Genomic DNA, 19,263 nt, shown 5'->3' on the forward strand with positions numbered 1-19,263 from the left:
GAAATGAATCAAAAAATTTATGACGATGGCGATTTAGAAATTTGGCAACGAGATGGTAAGTACTTTCTACGTTATGATGCTGGAGCACATCAGATAGCAATAAGGGAAGATGAAATCAGTAAAGAGGAAGTTGAATTAGTCGCTAAAAGTGTGGAATCAGCTACAAAGGTATTGTTTGCAATCCAGAAAAGGTTAGAGGCCGAGGGAATTAAGCCGTATCGTTCCAACATTAAATAAATGGCAACCTGATTGAGGAGGCGGCTAGGAGATTATCAGGTCAAACCATTTCATTGTTTGATTGATGATCTCTTTTTTAAATTTGCCTGATTTCTAGCCATTTAATAAAGAACCTATCGGTTAATGGACTGCGATTCCATAGATGTGGGATTGGCGGTGCATGTATTTTAACGACATGTGATTTTTATAGACATATTTAAAAGGAATTTTATATGAAATATTATTTGTTCTTGTTAGCTATATTTTCTGGTTTAGCTCATTCAGCAGATTGTGGATACGAGTCCAAAGGAGATAAGGTAAATATACAAGGAAAGGATTATTGGGTTAATCGTACTAGTGCATTATTGCTTTTTTCTTCATCTGATACAGTGTCGCTCTCTGATTATGGAAGTTTGGTTTGCCTAAAAGTTATATCCATAGATGCTGAAGATATAGATTTAAAAGGAATTGATAAATTTGAGCATTTAATGAAAGCTAGTTTTACTATTTCAAAACCAAAAAAGTTTAATTCTACAATGAAATCTTTATCTAGAATTAAGAAATTAGATAGTTTGAGTTTCATTGGTCCTGATTCTATCGATTTTAGTCGTTTAGGTGAAATTCCCAAAATAAATAAGTTGCTTCTAAATATAAATATTGAAGATTACTCCTTCCTGTCCAAATTTGGAGAGATTTCTAAATTGGAAATGCCAGCGAAAGGGGTAGATTATAAATTCCTATCCGAGCATAAACAGGTCGGCTCTGTGAAATTGTATGACTCAGGTATGGTTTATGGAGACACGGTTGGTGGAGGATTAAACTCGCTACGACTAGTTAAAACTATTAAAAGTCTCTATGTTGATGGTGCCGATGCAGAATTGAATTACTTAAAAGGTAATCGATATATAGAAGAATTGGTAATTGATAAAAAGGCTAAGATTAATCGAGCTTTATTAGAGTCCATGAGTTCACTCAGAAAGCTTGGTGTTAAAGATTCTTACGGATATGCCGGTATTACATGGTATGAAGGGACACAAATTGATGAGTTATTAACCCTACAAGAAGAATTATTGGGTTCGAATTCTGTAAATGGAATCGTAACCTCCATTGACATTGGTGCAGGTTATATAGATGAAAAAAATCAGTTGGTTTATGCGGATAAATTATCGTTATCCGAACCAAATAAATGCGGGTCTAATTATGTTTATATGAACTGGGATTTATTGGGAATAGAAGTGGAAGAGTATAGAAAACTATTACATTTGATTAGTAGTCGCAGTTCTAAAAATGCTCCAACACAGTTTAATTTGGGTGGTTGTAAAGGTAGTAGTGCGCTTGTTGAGTCGTTAGCATTGTAATCATGTTTTAGTGCTTAACTATTTTGTTAAAGATAGCGGATTGAATATTGAATAGGTTAGCCCTAACGGGGTCAGAGTAAATTAAATTTCTTCCTCTCAATATTTATGCTGAATATTTTACTCTGACCCCAATTACCACCATTGTTTGGATGATGATATAAGGGTATTGGTCTTGAAGCTTGTTTGATTACTACCCATTTTAATAGCGCATCTCTCGTTTACTGAATTACGTTTTTGGTGGGAATAAATGGGGTTAGAGTAAATTTATTTGTTAAACAAGGATTGTTTTTATGTCTTTTAAGAAAGCTTTAAGCTTTATTTTTAGTCTGTTTTTCCTTCTTCCAGGCTCCTATGCCTACGGAGTTGGTACTTGGGATTTTGATAATTACACTGAATTTAGTGCAGTCTTTATTCTCTTGTACCTTATCGGTGGATGGATTGTTAGCATTGTGTTGCTAATCGTTGTGCCTGTCTATTATCGGGCTAAAAAGCCTGAATCCTTTAAAAAGGCCTGTGCATATATGTACGGTGGTCACATAGCAATGTTTGGTTTTATCCTGATCGATAGCATATCTTAAGCTGTTTTTTACTTGGAATTGTCTTTTGAAGAAATAGGGAAGGTTGTAAAAGTGAATGGAACTCAAAAATTTTTAATTGGTGTTCTTATATTTGAAATAATATTAGGCGTGATCGCCGCGATTCTTGGCGGGGTGGCGTTGAATTTATTGGATGGGTATGGAGATATACATTCTGATGACTCTATTGCTATCAAGGTTTCGTGGTGCTTATTAGTTTTATCCTTTGTTGTTTTGCCATACACAGCTATTAATGAAGTGAGAAACTACTATCAGAAGCCCAAAATCATTTTGAATATTATCAATCTAGTACTGGTGTTACCAATATTTGCCCCAATGGCTTTAGCTTTACTATACCTTGCCTATCAGCTTCACAGTGGTCGTGCTAAACAAGATGAAATTGTGCCAGAGGCTTGATGAAACAACGGGATCTAGCCTCCCATTTTCAATTGTTTGATTGATGATATATGGGCTTTTTTTGAAACTTGTTGGATAGTAGCCATTTTATAGTTCATATCTCGTTTACTAAATTATGCTTGTTGGGAAATGAGGTAGCCTGTACCTAGAGTCTAGTTGAGATATAAAAAAGTACATTAAGCAGCTTGATCAACTTAAGTTGCGGCGTATAATACGCCAACATCTGATCGCAACAGTTTAGCGATACTGATATAGGACTATAGCTCAGTTGGTTAGAGCGCTACCTTGACATATAGATGCCTTAAAATAAGAGTTTCTATATTTTTTCTTATAAAACAAATGGTTGCGAATTTTTAAGCTATTGTTTACCTACGCCAAATCACTCCAAATAGCCCTTAAATCCACTACTTTTTTCTGAAAATGTGGGAAAAATATCTCGCCTAAACTAAGGCTTTTAAGCGCTGCTTGATCACGTAAGTATGGTGGCGCCATCAGCAATGACGCCACCTCATTCTTAATCAATATCCAGCTTTGGTAATTGAGCAACTATCTCGTTAGTTTTCAAACTTACAGTTATTACCTGTAGCAACAACTCCAATGGATATTTCGGATTATTCATTGTTTCGATAGCCCAGTCGTTTGCATCGTTCACAATGCCGCTTTTCTTATCTGTAGTCACAGCCTGACGCTCGATCACCCACTCGATTGCGGGTTTACCATTAACGATATACTCATAAGCCTCTTCGGGAATATCTCTTATCGTAATCGCTGAGTTATAGATTACCGTTGAGTTGTCATTAACACTCTTACCATCCACTTTGTGCTTTGGGTGCTTCATCTTTGTAACGTAGAAGTCTTTTGCTTCTAGTTGCTCCAGACTTCGTTTACCGCAGTCGATGGTTGCTGAATACGGTTCAACTGTTTCATAGTTGATATGCAGTTCCGCAAGGTCTCGTCCAGCTTGTGAGAAATGCCAGAAATCTTTGGCTGTTTTTACACGAGGTATACGGGGTAGTTCTTTGCTTAAATTATCTGAATACCTTTCACGATATTCTAAGGAGTTAAGTAAGCCGTATACATAATAGAATATGTCTTCTTTGCTTATTAGTTCTTCAGGATAGGCTTGCTGGAAGTGAGACAGCCCCTCATTACTGATTCCGTCACGACGCTTATACCGAGAAAATTCAGAACTGTTGGAGAAAAGGTCTTCAGATACACCAGAATCACTTTCCTCAAAGATGTAAAGAGGGAACCACTGACCTTTCTCTATACTATCAAGACATGGTAACGAATTAGATATCAGTGCAGAGAATCCGCTTCTCGCACCTACACCTGAGACAGAAATAACTAAATTGCTTGTACTATCACCTTCTGGAAAGAGTCGTGGCATCTGATACACCATCTCATTAAGGCGTCGATTAAAGTACAATTTTTGTTTTATATAAGGACGGTATAGGCTACTAGTCAGGCAGTCATCAGAAAATTCCAATTTCTTACCCTTCGCCAAGGACTGCTTTAATGATCTCGTCCAACTGATTTTAGAAGCATCTGTATCAATAAATCCGTCAATTTCAGAAGCTTTTTCTTTTGGTGGAAGATCTGGGAAAGCTTGATCAAATCGTCCTACTTCATTGTTATAAAAGCTAATAAACTGATTGATATTTGAAGAAACTTTCTCTTCTGAATAATTGAAGCACCAAGCATCTCGATTGGTTACAACTCCAAGGGAGTAATTTTCAAACAATGAGATGGAATTTGTCCCCCTCTTATCTCCAAGCACTATATGATCATAAAAGCTATCATCACGCTGATTAATCCAGTCGTTGTAGCTATCAGGTATTACTTTTTCGAATTCAGTGCGATCAATGATCGCTTTTATACTGAAAAATTCTTTGAGCCGTTCTTTTTTTGCCTGAGTATCCAGATCATCACCTATGTCGTGATAATAGATCTGCCCAACTTCAGGAGAATCTGGGTTTTTAACCAAAAACGATATTGCTATGCCTGTCATGCTCCCGCTTTCAAAGATATTCCCGCCTTCTTTTGCACGGCCTTTACTGAGCATATTTTTTCGGATATCTCCTCTCAAGTTTAAGACGTAAATACTCGAAAACTCTTCAGCAAGGCATTTTCGCATGCCATCCATGGCTGCCTTTTCAATAAAGCCTGAGCCAGATACGAAACCGATAACACCGCATTCTTTTACTCTATTACTAGCCCATCTAATAGCTCTAATGTATGAATCATATAAGCCCTTTTGAAGAGGAGAGGTCGAATAGGCTGCGTATGTTGCTCTAATGTTCTCATCTAATTGAGGATAAATCGTTTTTTTAGTGCCAGAGCTTTCTTCTTTTTGACCAATTGCATAAGGAGGATTCCCCATGATCACTCGAATATCTAACTGCTTTTGCCGCGTTCTTCTGTTGCTATTATCAACTAATAATTCACTTACAAGGTCATCTTTTTCGTATAGCTGGAAAGTATCGGTTAAGCAGATACCTTCAAATGGTTGATAGCTCTCTTCTGAAACTTTCTGATCTTCATTAACAATGGCGTGATAAACAGCTTCGATATTAATTGCAGCAATATAATAAGCTAGTAGAACAATCTCGTTACAGTGAATCTCGTTCGAATATTTATGCTGAAGTTGCTCTTTGTTAATCAAGCCACTTTGTAGCAAGCGAGTGATAAATGTTCCTGTACCTGTGAATGGGTCAAGAATATGAACCCCTTCACTTCCAAGCGTCTGGCCAAATTCCTTTTTCAAAAGGTCATTTACACTATGGATAATGAAATCAACAACTTCTATAGGGGTATAAACAATCCCTAGCTTATCTCGCAGCTTTGGAAAGGCGTTAGCAAAAAACTTGTCATAAAGCTCAACAACAATTTTCTGTTTACCTTCTGCATTTGAGATGCCTTCTGCACGCATTTTTACACTTTCATAGAACTGCTCTAAGGTATCAGCTTCCTTCTCTAATCTATGTTCTTGAAGAACACCCAGTACGTGCTGCATTGCTTGCGATACAGGGTTGTTGCTTGCAAAGCTATAACCCTCAAATAGAGCATCAAATACCGGCTTGGTAATAAGGTGCTGCGCTAGCATTTCGATAACTTCTTCGTCGGTAATGCTATCATTCAGGTCATCTCGTAGTTCATCTGCAAACGCTTTGAATGCAGAAACTTCACGAGTGTTACTTTCATCATTTACGATTGTGGTGATCCGGGTGATATGAGTGTTAGCTATCTTGGCGATGTCATTTGCCCATTCAGCCCAGTGATTACGATTGCCGCACTTTTTGACTACCTTGGCATATAAAGCCCGTTCTATCTCACCCACTTCAAACTGAAGCTGTGCTTGTTCAGGGGCTTTATGATCACCTTGTTCTGCACCAATACCAAACTGACCTTTGGCTTTACTGCCTTTTTTCTTACTTTTGGAATTTTTGCTCTTAGCTTGGACGTCATCAGTAATAGCGATAACTTCCATTTTCTTCGTATCGTTACCAATCAGGTCGAGCTTGTTAATCATGGCATCGAAGCGGTCATCGTGAGAACGCAGCGCCTGTAATACTTCCCATACTACTTTGTAGGTTTTGTTATCATTCAGCGCTTCATGAGGCTCCATTCCAGCAGGGATAACCACTGGCAGAATAACGTAGCCCCGCTCTTTATTGGGGGCATTACGCATTACGCGACCTACAGACTGAACAACATCAACCTGAGAATTTCGTGGGGTCAGGAATAGAACCGAATCGAGTGCAGGAACATCCACTCCTTCTGACAGACAGCGAACATTACTTAGAATGCGGCAGGTATTTTCAGGAGTATCAGCTTTCAGCCAGTTTATCTTTTCCTCTTTCTCACTGGCATTCATACCACCATCGATATGAGCAGCTTCACAAGTCAGTGTATTATGTTCTATACCTTGTGCTTCTTCTGCCTCCTGATAGGCTTCAACTACCTCCTGAAACATTCCAGAGATTTGCTTGGAGCTGACTTTATGTGTCTTTGCTCCTTTCTGGGCTTCAATTACCTGACAGAATGCAACAGCCCGTTTCATTGGATTAGTGTCGTCGGCTACATCTTCATCCAAGCCCTGCTTGTTTAAGGCTTTCCAACAACCGACGATTTTTGCTGCGTCGTCAACTTTTAAACTATTGTTTTCATCCGCAAGTAGACCTTGCAGGCGTTGACTAACGTGGCCTTCATCAACCGTTAAAACAATGACCTTGTAATCACATAAGAGGCCTCGACTTACTGCTTCAGAGAAGTTTATGGTGTGAAGAATTTCGCCATAGTGCTGTTTATCATCCATGGAGAATAGAACAAGGTCGCCACTCTCTTCTTTAACTTTTGCTGCGTCACCGTAGATACGGGGAGTTGCAGTCATATAGAGGCGTTTATTAGAACGGATAAAGTCAGCATCGTGGACTTTCACGAAGTTACTTTCATCTTCTCCAGCAAATTTAGAGCCTGTTGTGCGGTGTGCTTCATCACAAATAATAAGATCAAAATCCGCTAGCCCAAATTCGTGCTGTGCTTTGCTAATAACTTCAATGGAGTGATATGTAGAGAACACTACACTCATGTGACTATCATCGTGGCGTTTAGAGAATTCTTCAGCTAGTTTCTCGGGCTGGGTTGTTGCTGGATAACGTAGTTCATGAGAGAACGTCTGCACTACGTCATCATCTTTCTTGCGTTTTTTACCGACTTCACTATCGGAGCAAACTGCGAAACTGTGAAGAGGGGTAACACTCTGCTGTGTCCATTCGGTTAAGGTCTGGGATAAAAGAGAAAGACTAGGTACAAGGAACAGAACCCGTTTACCCTTGCCAACCATCTCTTCTGCGAGCTTTAAACTGGTAAACGTTTTACCTGTACCGCAAGCCATAATCAGCTTGCCGCGATCAGCTGTATTTAAGCCTTTTTTAACAGCATTGATTGCTGTTCTTTGGTGAGGTCTCGGATCGAATTTAGGACGCAGTACAGGAGCTTGGTCAGGTTGATAAGCAGCCCAATCAATCTGGCTACACTCCAAGTCATGCAAATCAATTTTTGAAACTGGAATATGTTGATTAAACAGAGAAGCTTCTGCGTTATCGCTCCAATGATTGGTTGTTGTGACAATCAATCGGTGAGTAAATGGCTTCTGCCCTGAAGCTGTGAAAAAGCTATCAATATCTTTTTTCTGGAGCTTGTAGTCTGGTGCATAGCACTTACATTGGATTGCATGAAATTCGTCAGAACCACGGGTTTTAGCTACTAAGTCTATGCCTATATCCTTCGCGCTGATGCCGAACTCTTCAGAGAATTCTTTAGCCCAATCACTGAATAACCAAACATCGCTATATAGGTCTGCATACGTGGCTTCATGCCGCAAATAGGTACAGATTAACTCTTCAAAATAGGTGCCTTTTTCTCGCTCAGTTTGTGAAATATTGCGGTAGGCATCTAAGATTTTTTCTAAGGCTGTCATTCTGTTTGCTCTTCCTTGATAGGTCGGTAAAAAGCTTGGATGAAAGAGTACAGGATTTGCATTTAAGCGAGTAGGGCAATCTGCTCATAGAGCGCAACTTATAAAAATTATTGTCTTGAGTATTTGCTTGTTAAACACTAGTGAAGTGTCTAGTTTATGTTTTCACTTCGATCTCTGAAAAATGGTAGTGGTCTGGTGTATTGCATTTGGACTAGATTGTGTGGCTCAATTATAAAGCCCCTGGCATCTCCTTTGGCTTGTCCCCATCCCTAAAAGTCTAGGGTATATGGCTCAGACGAGAGCAGGCTGAACCCTGCATATAACGGAGGAATTGCTATGAGTTGCAAGACTACTACTCGCCGTGTGCGAGATGGCAAAAAGCCCGGCCCGAAGACTGTCCCTGTGAAGCGTCACAAACGGTCAAAGCCGAGTAAGTGTAAGTAACCTAACTGATGTCAGGGGCACCTTCTTCTTTATTCTTTGCTAATGAGTCTCTCAGACTATGCAAAGTTCTTATTGCTCTATTGCAATCAGCCATACTGTATTTTTGCCATACACGCTCCTTTAATAGAAACAGATGTGAATCATTTCTTTTATCCCAAATCCAATCTATATCGTCTTTCAGAGCTGATGAAATGATATTTTCATCTACTAAAACTTGGCTTCGATACTTGTAGTTTTGCCCACCTCCACGTTTACCATGCAGGTATTTTTTTGTGAGAGATTCGATTATTTCTCCGATAAGGCTGATTTCTTCTTTGATAAGCATTTCAAGAGCTTGCCCGGATATATCAGTACGGTTCATCATCCAACGATATAAATCCGTCTGCATTAATGCGTATGCGATATTACTCTGGAGAGTGTGGTCGTCGAGGAAAGAGTACTTGCGTCGGTGTTCTACGCAGGTTCTAAGGTAGCCCCGGGGGAAACGTATCCGTGCAGATTCATGGTTTCTATCACCAATATAGTCTGTGACCTCTTGTAGCTTTAGACCTATATCTTTAGTGACCTCGGCTAATTCCTGATCGTCCTTTATCATACGATTTCCATTTTGGGACAGAGCTTTGGGCTCAATAGATAGTAAAGAAACTATTGTTTTTGCTCAGTAGCAGGCTCTTTTTCTAGATTTGAAACTTTCAGCTTGAGCTCGTTAATTTCAAGAGAGTGCTGGTGAACTTGTTCAAATTTGTTTTCAGCTCGAAGCACTTTTTCTTTAAGGTTCTCTACTTTATTTTCGATAACTGAAATCCTTTCTCTATTAGAAGAAATATCATCTTTAATATCCATAATTATAGTGAAGTAACCAACAGTACCAACCAACGCAAGACCAACAAAAGAAATAACGACTTCGGACCAGTTAATGCTATCAGAAGTTGATTCAGAAGCTGGCTGGGGTTGCATGACAGTTTGGACTGGAACTACATACTGAGGAGGAATCAGTGTTTCTGGTGAAGGTGGTAGTGATGATGTATCTGTTCCTGAATACGGAGGGGTAGTATGCGGGCTATTTGTAGCACTCATTTAATCAGCCCCTCTATTTCAGCCTCAGAAATATTTCCTGAATATTGTTGGGATAATTTTGACAGTGTCTCATAATCAAGGTGCTTTCCTGCGAGAAGATCATTATTGATATCTCGTTGTATCAGGATGCCTTGAGACTCATGATTATTTTGATCAATCTTCGCTGAAGATATTTCATGGATATCGTTGATCTTGTATCCAAAAGCATCTGATTTCTTATTGAAACGGAGGCTGAGTTCGCACGTACCATCTACTGCTTGTGTGAAAAATTTATTTTGTAATGTAGTGAGAGCATTTGGATCTGAATGGAAATACCGGGCTACCATCCCAAACCTTATAACTTCTTGTTTATCTAAGATATATTTGGTCAGCCCTGCAACTTTTAGATTAAAGTCTTTGAGCATTTCTAGGTTAGAAACATCATCGTTTTTACGGTTTAGGAAAAAGTCGATTCTTGAACGAGAAATATTACAGCTGTAAATGCTGTTTTCCGAACGCAGCATTATCACTGGTACTTCTGCTGGTAGTTCAGGTGGAATAGGGAGAATCTGTGGCATCCCATCAAAAACATTCATCAATTGTGCATTCAGATCTCCAAACTCTTGATCTGGCCTATTGACAATATCTCTCAGAAAAAAGGCAAACTGTAGCCCAATAATCCTTGTCTGCATGATAATCCTTTGAGTTGAAACATTGGATGAAGAATAGTTTATATGATTTTCTTGATGAAGGAAGTTAGATCGCCTTGACTAGGTAAAAGTAACGAGAAGGGGAGGGATTGAAAGCTGGTAGGACTAGGCAGATTCGAACTGCCGACCTTTGCCATGTCAAGGCAACGCTCTAACCAACTGAGCTATAGTCCTGCTGAAGTGGCAGGTATTTGACCAAAATGAATTTTCATCGTCAAGAATAATTCCAGCAATTTTAAGATTTCCTTATGAGGTTGCTTCAGCTCTTCAATAGCTAGTGTGTTAAGATTATCATCCCTAGTAAGGATGTCGCTTCCGCTCCGCTCTTTAACGCTTTTTCTGATTTTTAAACCTAAACACCAAGAAAGGCGAGCAGGCCTAGCCTGTGAGTTAACAAGGGAAACTTGTTTCCCCCCAATCTCCAGATTAAAAACCAGAAAAGCGGTGCCCTACCCAAACGGCATATCATAGCTATTTCTGGTTCATTTCTTAAAACCAGCCCCTTGTATAAACAACCATACCAAGGGGTTACGGAAACTTAAAAAGCCGAAGTTGTTTGGCTTCCCTGCCCCCTTTCCGTAAACCTATGTCTAGTACTTGCCAAGGATTGCTCCAATATAGTCTTTCACTAGTACACAGGCCGCATCGTGGGGTTGGAGGTTGCTACCTTTGTACCTCCGCATCAATAGCTTATGCCCAATGGCACTCCCCAAACATAAGCCACTTCACTTTGAAGCTAGAAAAATAAATCCACCATTATTTCTCATTGATTTATTCAATGTCCCACATATTTTTTGTTTGTCAATAGCATCAGATTTAATTACGGGTCTCGGGCGGTAGCCTGAGCAAGATCAGGGCATACCAATCGGGTTTGTCCATCTTGAACGAACGAAAAATTAACTAGGTTAGGCGTTGACTTTTTTTAGATCCATGAGAAATTATTTATATAAAACAAATAATTATGAAATGAAATCAGAAGAAAAAGGGGTTAGAAATTTTTTCGTTAGAAGTGAGAGCATCCACTCTGGCGCAATAGGAATTAGCAGACGAGCCAATTACCTATACAACATCGAACATCCTAACCACAAACATACTAAGGCCATCATCCCAATTCATGGGAACGCGACCAAGGTATCACAAAGAGCAATCTGCGAAATTGCACTTATGGAAGCCCAAAAGTCTAAAGGAGGGCGTCCAAGAACAAGCTTCGCTCAAGAGATTTGCTTTTCTCCGCCGAAAGGGCAATCGGCTACTCCCGAGCAGTGGAAAGAAGCTTTAAAGGCAATGCTTTTAGTCATAGCTGATAGAACCAATCTGTCGCCCAATACGGTTGCCAGAAACTCGTATTCAGTAGTTCACCAACAAGAAAATGAACATCTACATCTATCAATCAACAAAGTAATAGAGCGTAGTGATTACAGAAAAGAACTCACCAGACCATCTACTACTAATGCTCTGAAGCGTGAATGGAACAGGCAGTGCCAAATTATGTTTGGCCTTACGCCAGATACTTACAAACCGAAAAGAAAAAGCACGAAAAGCAAGGCGCAGCGTTGGGAAGAACTCAAAATCAGAGAAGAAGCGCTTGAAAAAGAAGAGGAGCAGCTAAAAGCAGCCAGACAAAATCTGAAGCTTTTTCTTGCCCAATGCCAGAAATGGATTGAAGCGAAGTTGTTAGGCAATACAAAACAAGCGAAACGACAAGAAAACAGAATGCATAAGACCTACACGGCAATGCAAGAAAGCTCATTCACAGAGGGCTTAGAGGTTGCTGATGCTGCGATCAAGGGGGCGGAGCAAAAAACACATTTTAAACTAAAACCATATTAGGAGAGAAAATGAACGATATAAAACTGATACAACTGATAGAGGAACTATATAGCATTGAACTAACGGCTCACCAGAAGCACCAGATAATTTTGCTGATTGAGAAGTACCCCTCACTTTGGAACTACATCACAAAATATAAACCAATAGACAAAGCCATTAAGCTTTTCTTTACAGAAAACACACCAGTGTTTTCGGATATTACCCGCTCTATTTCGCCAACCATTGAACGAGAAATGAAACAAGCTATGGATTTGTATGGTCTTGATTATTTGCTTTATAGAGGCTTCACAATTGCCACTGTGATGGAAGTAAGCAAGAAGAGACAGGAAAGCAGGAGAGTTCTCGATAAACTGGAAGAATATATAGACTTTTCAGAAGCCAAAAGAACAATCAAAAATTCAAAACTGAGGAAGAACTAGTACACCAGAGGGGCCCTCTCTGGTATATCTATTTTCACTAATTAGTCTTCGTTATCAAAATCATACTCAAAAAGAGGTTCGTCCGGGTCAAAACACGCTTCTTCGAAGTATTTGCTTACTAAGAATGATAGTCCTCCAAGAGCAAAAGTTAATTCGTCTATAAGCTCTTGATCTTCATAGTCTTCTGTCCAAAGATCTCTATATCTAATGGCATACATTTGTAAAGTGAACAGTATTTGGAAGTCATTAGGATTCATTGTCTCATTTGCTACCTTCAGCAGAAAGAACGAAACATATATCGTTTCAAAGCTAAAGCCATTTAACTTCATAAATCGGGTATTAATATTTTCCCAATGGTCCACTAAAACATACAGAGCCTTGCGGTCTTCTAAAGTCATACTTTCGCAGCCTTCTGCGAGTTCATAGGTACCTTTTTTCATTAATATATTCATTATAATTTCTCCTATTTTATTTAATATATTATTTCCCACGTTAGGGTTTAGAAAATAAGAACCGAGCTCGTTCAAACTCAGCTTAAGGAGAAATTCGCGTAACAAAGGAGCTGTTAGCGATAAGGCAGGCAATAAAAATCCCACCTCATTATTTGCTTCAAAAGCTGAGATAGGATTAAGGGCAGTTCTCATTACCAAGAAACCAGATTTCCGATTTCTTGAGGCTATTCTATCAAGAACAGAAAAGCATGTCAAGCATATAATAAAAATATTTGCAAATAAATTTATATATCTTTTTGGAATATATAAATTGTTATATATTTTAAAAGTTGGATCTATGTTCAGTATTTGCAGGTTGCATCACAAATCTCTCTGGTTTCATAGTATTTTTGACATGTCAATATATTTGTGTTAAAGTTGCTCTGTCATTAGAGGAATAGGATTCATGAATGCAGAGAGACTTGAGAGTGTTACTAGATCAGAAAGAAGTACCCGCCATACAGCGAAACTCGTCCGAGTTTCTGATTTTCGAAAAAACTACTTTGAAGGCACAGCCCCAAGCGTAGATTCAATCAAAAAAATGATTAAGCTTGGTGAAATCAAAGGTAAAAAGCTCCTTGGTGTTTACTACGTAATAGTTGACGATAATTTCTTCTTGGGTGAAGACGAAACCATCGATAATTTTTACGAGAAGAATGCTGAAAACAATATCGTACCAATACCTGAAAAGGTCTCTAAAACTGGTTCTAAAGCCGACGAGATTTTTGCTAAATACGCATGTGCTGTTTAAATGATTATGTCTTTTCCTAACAGCTTGTCCAGCTCGGAGTTAGTCATGGACATGACGATGTTAAAAGGTATGTGGTTTGTGACCTCATACCAAGTTCCACTCAGGTACTTCTTGGTTGTGGGTGATTCGCTTCTATCTCTATGTCCAAGTCTTTTTGAGATTTCTTGCTCTGATAGTCCGAGCACTGCCTGACATAAATCTGCATATAATGCGCGAACCTCATGGAATGTGGGGCGCTCCTCTCGTTTGTCTGGAGTGTTGTATTTACTCCATTCTTCATCCGATATTGAAAGAATTGCGTCTTCAAATTTTGATAAAAAGTATCGCCTTAAGAGCTGGTTTGGGTGTTCTTTGTTCTTTGACTCATTGTCTCTATCGTAAACATAGTTGAAAAGAAAGGGGCATTCCTTATCTAAAACTTTCTTAGGCCTCTTTGGGTTCTCTCTGTGTTTTACAGGATCGGTGATGCCGCATTCAATTAAATCTTCAGTAATTGAAAATCTAAGTTTTTGAGGGTGTTGTAAGTCTCTAGTTTTTGCTGGGATTACGTAAAGAAAACCCTCCTGAATATTCTGTGCTTTAATTGTTAGAATATCTCCAGATCGAAGTCCTGTTAGGATGCCTACTTTTAGTATGTCCTTAATAGCTGGTTCAGCTGCGTTATAGAGGAGTTGAAACTGCTTCAGCGACATTTTGTCGCGTTTTTTATCTGGCTTAACTTGAAGAGAAGGTATATCAATAAGCTTACCAAAGTTCGGATGTGAAGCAGGTAAGGAGCCAATCCCCTGACAATACTGATAGAACTGGGTAATTATAGTTTTGTACTTGCTGTAGGGATCATGGCTATCAGTGGTTGATGCAATAAAATCTACCCATTCTTTAACCTCAAGCTCAATTAGCTTTCTCTTGGCGAAGTATTTTGCAATGATTTTGCTTGCATAAATCTTGTTCTTTAAGGTGTCGTTCTCGTACTTAATCAGCAGGTACTCTCTAGTGAAGTCCTGAATCAGTTCATGGACGGTTCGCTCATATTTCCCAATTAGCTTCTTTCTTTGTAGTCTTTCAAGAGCTTTCTCGTTTTTCTTGGCTAGAGCTAGGTCTTCAAATCGCTTGTTAAGAATGTCTGTTTGCTCAATCGCTTCCTTTAAAGAAACTTTGCCAATATGTGCATCCTTATATTTCCCATCAATTTTGAAGGGGAGGCGGTACTTGAATCCTCGACCATCAGAATAGCGATAGAGGCCACGAGGCCAGTAATCCTCTTTAGTTTTCATGATATTGGGCTCATTTTATAGTGCTGACAAGAAGCCTTTAATCAGCTGAATTAATTCAGAAAAGTTTCCCATAGAATGGGAGGAATGAGAAGAAAAAATGTGGTAAATATGTGGGAATGTTTCTTAACATATTGATTTATAATTATATTAAATTTTATAACGCAACCTTGACATGGTAGAGGTCGGCAGTTCGAATCTGCCTAGTCCTACCAAGATTCAAAGAAGCCCGCACTTGCTGCGGGCTTTTTGCATTCTTCGATGCGACAATTAAGTAGGCAGAGGAGAGCTGCCGAAGGCAGTCGAGCCGAGCGAAGCGAGATCACATCGGAGCCTGCGACGATAGCCCCGAAGGGGTAGGAGCGAAGCGACGTATAATCTGCCTAGTCCTACCAAGATTCAAAGAAGCCCGCACTTGCTGCGGGCTTTTTGCATTCTTCGATGCGACAATTAAGTAGGCAGAGGAGAGCTGCCGAAGGCAGTCGAGCCGAGCGAAGCGAGATCACATCGGAGCCTGCGACGATAGCCCCGAAGGGGAAGGAGCGAAGCGACGTATAATCGGCCTAGTCCTACCAAGATTCAAAGAAGCCCGCACTTGCTGCGGGCTTTTTGCATTCTTCGATGCGACAATTAAGTAGGCAGAGGAGAGCTGCCGAAGGCAGTCGAGCCGAGCGAAGCGAGATCACATCGGAGCCTGCGACGATAGCCCCGAAGGGGAAGGAGCGAAGCGACGTATAATCGGCTTAGTCCTACCAAGATTCAAAGAAGCCCGCACTTGCTGCGGGCTTTTTGCATTCTTCGATGCGAGAGTTTAGTAGGCAGAGGAGAGCTGCCGAAGGTAGTCGAGCCGAGCGAAGCGAGATTACATCGGAGCCTGCGACGATAGCCCCGAAGGGGAAGGAGCGAAGCGACGTATAATTTGCTTAGTCTATCCGATATAGGAAACTGCAATCGGATGGTATTTTTTGTACCTATGAGAATCTATTAAAATCCGTGTTACGATCTAACATATTCATTTTGTTTTATGAATAATTGAAAGTTTCTGCTCTAAAATCATTTGCTTTTGAACGCAAGGGTAGCGGGTTTTAATCGGATTAGTCATTTTTCTAGTATTTATTGAAAGGATGTAATCATGCTAACAAGGAGCTTAGTGTTACTTTTTTTGCTTTTATCTGGCTGCGTCAGTCAGGATGTTAAAGAGGCTAATAACACGGCACATGATTCTGAAGAGCGCTGGGAATATCGAATCAGCTTAGAAAAGGTTGATCGTTTTCTTCGTTATGGAAATGCTTTTTTTAAAGTTGAAAGAAGAATTCCTGATAACGGCAAAAAGAAAAATGACTGGGTTTTAGCGCCGAATCTTGCAATGAGTTTACGGCATGTTGGTAAAGAGTTAAGAGCTCAGGCAGATAGTTTGACCACTGACGCTCAAGGACAGATTGTTGTTCGAGTGGAGTTGAAAGATTCCTTAAAGTACTTCAGATGGGTCAATAAACGCAGCTATGGAATTCACGACAGTTTTTTAAACGAAATTAATGATATTGATCCAATTTCCCCTATTAAAGCAGGGCAAGAGTGGAATGGTTGGGATAAGTCCCAGTTGGATTTGGATTATGTTATTAAGATAGGCGTAGATAATGTGAGTTATTGGATGCCTGTTTCTTATAAAGACTCTAGGTTTTTGATTGAACAAGTTGCCAGAAAAGTCTACCAGGAGTTAATGGTCAATGTGACTCTTGAGGTATTACATAACGATCGTGTAATGACAGGAGGGGATGTGTCTTTGCTTGGGGATGCTCCAGCACCTAGCGTGTTGCTTAGTGACTATTTTACTCGTGATGATGTTAAAGAATATGCACAAAGTGTGATGCCAGCATATGTTCGTGGTAAAGATGGCGGATACGATCGATTCAATTATGTTGTGTATCCAGGTGAGTACAAGGTTCTATTTAATTCAGGAAGTGAAAACTACTATTCAGAAGCTATTTCTATAAAAAACAGCGGGTTAAAACGGGTGTTTGTTCATTAATATCAAAATTTTGATGGACTTAAAGCAAAAGGAATTGGCAGTAAGCAATGTGTACTCACCATGAAAAACTTCATGGTCACGAGTGACTATTTTCTGCTCTTTTCTCACCCAATATTATGCGAGATATTGTTTTAGGCGGGACTTGCTTATCGAAGCAATATTATGGTCATTATTCCTCAGGTTTATATGCCGCTAATCTGTGTCATTTTATTCGAAACACTTTGGAAGGCCTGAAGCGCGAACAATATGACGTAACCTATGAAAAAGCGGTAGAAAAACTATTACAAGATGGTTCTCGTGTGTTATTGCCTTCGAACCATTTCTTACCTAATAGATAAGGTGGCGGTTTGGCGAATATTCTAGTTGCGTGGGAATTTGGTGGTGGGTTAGGGCATTTAACTCATTTAGCCCCGTTTATAACAACGCTAATTGAGCGGGGTCATCAGGTTACTTTAGTTACTAAGGGGCTTGGGGTTTTATATCGTTTTGAGTTTCCTGAAGAGCTTAAGATATTACCTGTCCCTTATGCGCTAACCCCAGAAGATAAACCCAAAGCTACAGCCTGTATTGCAAGTATTTTGATGCAGTATGGTTATAGTAATCGCTATGCTCTTGAACAGATGGTAAAGAGTTGGCGGAGTATTTTTGACTTGGTAAAACCTGATTTACTTATTTGTGATTACGCGCCAACAGCGCTGATTGCAGCCAATAAAATGGACTGTAAGAAAGTTATTATTGGATCGGGTTTTGCCGAATTAAAACCTGGCTTACCTTGCCGAATTTTAACGCCTTGGGTTGATGGAATTGAGCGCATAGCGGTTAGGCACGAAGGACAGGTGGTTAAGACGATAAATAAGATCTTAGATCCGGAACGGAAGACTATTAAATACCTCGGTGATCTCTTTTTATCTGATTTCCTATTGATGACAACGTTGCCCGAGCTCGATCATTATCAGCGCGATCGCTCGACCACATATTATATTGAGTCGGTTAAAAACAACTTGTTCACAGCGAAGGCTAATTGGGCCGAAAACGGAAAACCTAAAGTTTTTGCGTATTTAAAAGCGCATGCGAAAAATACTGGCATCATGATCAGAGTGTTAGCCGAAAGTGGTTTTGATGTGATTTGTTGCTGTAATGGCTTAGCGAAACTCAATATGCCTTCCGATATTCATTCGAAAATTCAATTGCTTGATTACCCAGTAGATCTTTCAGGGCTACTGAAAACGGCAGATATTGTTGTGAACCATGCGAGTAAAGAGTTGGTTGCAGAGAGTTTAAGTAAAGGTAAGCCGCAGTTGGTGTTACCTGCGCAGTTAGAGCAAGTTGAGAATACGCGTTTAATTGAGAAGTTAAATATTGGTTTGAATGTTCCCCCGCAATCTTCTCCACAAGATATTTTAATAACATTGCGTCGGTTAGTAGATGATCCGAAATACAGGCTAGCTGCCGAAGCCATTGCCGAACGCAATGCAACCAAAGCCACCAAAGCCACCATGCATAGTTATATGGATGGAGTTAGGGCAATAGAGAACTTACTCAAATAATATTTGGTAGTTGGATTTTCCCTCTTTCAGCCGGTATTTCTAACGCATCGCTTAGCAGTTGAAGATTCTCTTTTTTCTTTGCTGATATGGCGAGTTGCGATTGAAAATCGGTAGGGGATAGCATTCTTATCGAGCCGGTTAAATAAAAATTGCCGTTAGAGCGTTGTGGGATCAAAATCCAGTTGTTGTTTGTGCATTCGGCAGTGAATCCTATCTCTGCTGGTGGATGTTCGCTTCCCGAAATTCTGACATCTTTCAGAGCCAAGTTAACGTTAGATATTTCATTACAGTGGTTGGGGTTCCAGCTATCGGTAGTAAAGTAAATATTGCCTTTGATTGCTGCTGGGATATTGGACAGTGTTTGCAATGGAGCTTGGTATTCTATTCTGTAAATTTCATCCATTGAGATGGAGCTAGATAGGCTAATCTGACTTTGATTGTCGAAGGTTATTAACCACTGCGGTGATAGCGAGGTTATTGAAAAACCATTGAGCTTCCAGCTGAAATGTTGGTTTTCCAGAGTGCCTTTCCCCGAAAGCAGGTCGCCGCGAAATTGCGAGACTTGAAAACCTTGCTCAGCAAATTGTTGTTCGATGAAACGTGCAGGGGTCGTTAAAACAAATGCCAAAACAAAACTACTGATAAAGATGGTAATTGCAATTTTCAT

The 19,263-nt window shown here is 39.8% G+C and carries 16 protein-coding genes and 1 tRNA gene; 9 read left to right on the forward strand and 8 right to left on the reverse strand.

Annotated features, from left to right (window positions below):
- Window positions 1-3 precede the first annotated feature (3 nt).
- The 4 genes from ACMXYX_RS04885 to ACMXYX_RS04900 all read left to right on the forward strand — a co-directional run bounded on the left by ACMXYX_RS04885 (window position 4) and on the right by ACMXYX_RS04900 (window position 2,566).
- Window positions 4-237: a hypothetical protein gene (locus ACMXYX_RS04885; RefSeq protein WP_415891271.1), complete on the forward strand. Its 234-nt coding sequence runs from the start codon at window positions 4-6 to the stop codon at window positions 235-237.
- 212 nt (window positions 238-449) lie between these two features.
- A complete protein-coding gene (locus tag ACMXYX_RS04890; RefSeq protein ID WP_415897775.1) occupies window positions 450-1,574 on the forward strand; it encodes a hypothetical protein in 1,125 nt (374 codons plus the stop codon).
- Between the two features lie 290 nt (window positions 1,575-1,864).
- On the forward strand, window positions 1,865-2,152 hold the full coding sequence (locus tag ACMXYX_RS04895) for a hypothetical protein (RefSeq protein WP_415897776.1): 288 nt from the start codon (window positions 1,865-1,867) through the stop codon (window positions 2,150-2,152).
- Window positions 2,153-2,164: 12 nt separating this feature from the next.
- Complete coding sequence (locus tag ACMXYX_RS04900; protein ID WP_415897777.1) at window positions 2,165-2,566, forward strand: hypothetical protein; 402 nt, start codon at window positions 2,165-2,167, stop codon at window positions 2,564-2,566.
- 514 nt (window positions 2,567-3,080) lie between these two features.
- On the opposite strand, the gene ACMXYX_RS04905 is transcribed toward ACMXYX_RS04900, so the two are convergent.
- The 5 genes from ACMXYX_RS04905 to ACMXYX_RS04925 all read right to left on the reverse strand — a co-directional run bounded on the left by ACMXYX_RS04905 (window position 3,081) and on the right by ACMXYX_RS04925 (window position 10,432).
- Window positions 3,081-8,048 (reverse strand): DEAD/DEAH box helicase, encoded by a 4,968-nt coding sequence (locus ACMXYX_RS04905; protein WP_415906556.1) that lies wholly within the window; start codon window positions 8,046-8,048, stop codon window positions 3,081-3,083.
- A 445-nt stretch (window positions 8,049-8,493) separates the two neighbouring features.
- Window positions 8,494-9,087 (reverse strand): hypothetical protein, encoded by a 594-nt coding sequence (locus ACMXYX_RS04910; RefSeq protein WP_415906557.1) that lies wholly within the window; start codon window positions 9,085-9,087, stop codon window positions 8,494-8,496.
- Window positions 9,088-9,137: 50 nt separating this feature from the next.
- Window positions 9,138-9,569: a hypothetical protein gene (locus ACMXYX_RS04915; RefSeq protein WP_415906558.1), complete on the reverse strand. Its 432-nt coding sequence runs from the start codon at window positions 9,567-9,569 to the stop codon at window positions 9,138-9,140.
- Complete coding sequence (locus ACMXYX_RS04920) at window positions 9,566-10,240, reverse strand: hypothetical protein (RefSeq protein WP_415906559.1); 675 nt, start codon at window positions 10,238-10,240, stop codon at window positions 9,566-9,568. Before ACMXYX_RS04920 ends, ACMXYX_RS04915 begins: the two co-directional genes overlap by 4 nt.
- Before the next feature lie 115 nt (window positions 10,241-10,355).
- A tRNA-Val gene (locus ACMXYX_RS04925) sits at window positions 10,356-10,432 on the reverse strand.
- Between the two features lie 738 nt (window positions 10,433-11,170).
- Here ACMXYX_RS04925 and ACMXYX_RS04930 point away from each other — a divergent pair.
- Together ACMXYX_RS04930 and ACMXYX_RS04935 are read left to right on the forward strand one after the other, a co-directional pair.
- Complete coding sequence (locus ACMXYX_RS04930) at window positions 11,171-12,088, forward strand: hypothetical protein (protein WP_415906560.1); 918 nt, start codon at window positions 11,171-11,173, stop codon at window positions 12,086-12,088.
- 8 nt (window positions 12,089-12,096) lie between these two features.
- Complete coding sequence (locus tag ACMXYX_RS04935; RefSeq protein ID WP_415906561.1) at window positions 12,097-12,507, forward strand: hypothetical protein; 411 nt, start codon at window positions 12,097-12,099, stop codon at window positions 12,505-12,507.
- 41 nt (window positions 12,508-12,548) lie between these two features.
- Here the strand turns inward: ACMXYX_RS04935 and ACMXYX_RS04940 are convergent, their stop codons facing one another.
- Entirely contained in the window at window positions 12,549-13,151 is a 603-nt protein-coding gene (locus tag ACMXYX_RS04940) for a hypothetical protein (RefSeq protein WP_415906562.1), read from the reverse strand.
- Between the two features lie 253 nt (window positions 13,152-13,404).
- On the opposite strand from ACMXYX_RS04940, the gene ACMXYX_RS04945 reads away from it, so the two are divergent.
- A complete protein-coding gene (locus tag ACMXYX_RS04945; RefSeq protein WP_415906563.1) occupies window positions 13,405-13,749 on the forward strand; it encodes a hypothetical protein in 345 nt (114 codons plus the stop codon).
- Here ACMXYX_RS04945 and ACMXYX_RS04950 read toward each other — a convergent pair.
- Complete coding sequence (locus ACMXYX_RS04950; protein WP_415906564.1) at window positions 13,746-15,023, reverse strand: hypothetical protein; 1,278 nt, start codon at window positions 15,021-15,023, stop codon at window positions 13,746-13,748. The genes ACMXYX_RS04945 and ACMXYX_RS04950 overlap by 4 nt on opposite strands.
- 1,129 nt (window positions 15,024-16,152) lie before the next feature.
- Between ACMXYX_RS04950 and ACMXYX_RS04955 the strand changes: the two genes are divergently transcribed.
- Both ACMXYX_RS04955 and ACMXYX_RS04960 read left to right on the forward strand, forming a co-directional pair.
- Entirely contained in the window at window positions 16,153-17,049 is an 897-nt protein-coding gene (locus ACMXYX_RS04955) for a hypothetical protein (protein WP_415906565.1), read from the forward strand.
- Between the two features lie 347 nt (window positions 17,050-17,396).
- A complete protein-coding gene (locus tag ACMXYX_RS04960) occupies window positions 17,397-18,596 on the forward strand; it encodes a glycosyltransferase (RefSeq protein ID WP_415897779.1) in 1,200 nt (399 codons plus the stop codon).
- On the opposite strand, the gene ACMXYX_RS04965 is transcribed toward ACMXYX_RS04960, so the two are convergent.
- Window positions 18,589-19,263 (reverse strand): hypothetical protein, encoded by a 675-nt coding sequence (locus tag ACMXYX_RS04965; RefSeq protein ID WP_415897780.1) that lies wholly within the window; start codon window positions 19,261-19,263, stop codon window positions 18,589-18,591. The genes ACMXYX_RS04960 and ACMXYX_RS04965 overlap by 8 nt on opposite strands.

Origin of the sequence: Neptuniibacter sp. QD72_48, assembly GCF_047778065.1 — a bacterium.
GTDB lineage: Bacteria > Pseudomonadota > Gammaproteobacteria > Pseudomonadales > Balneatricaceae > Neptuniibacter.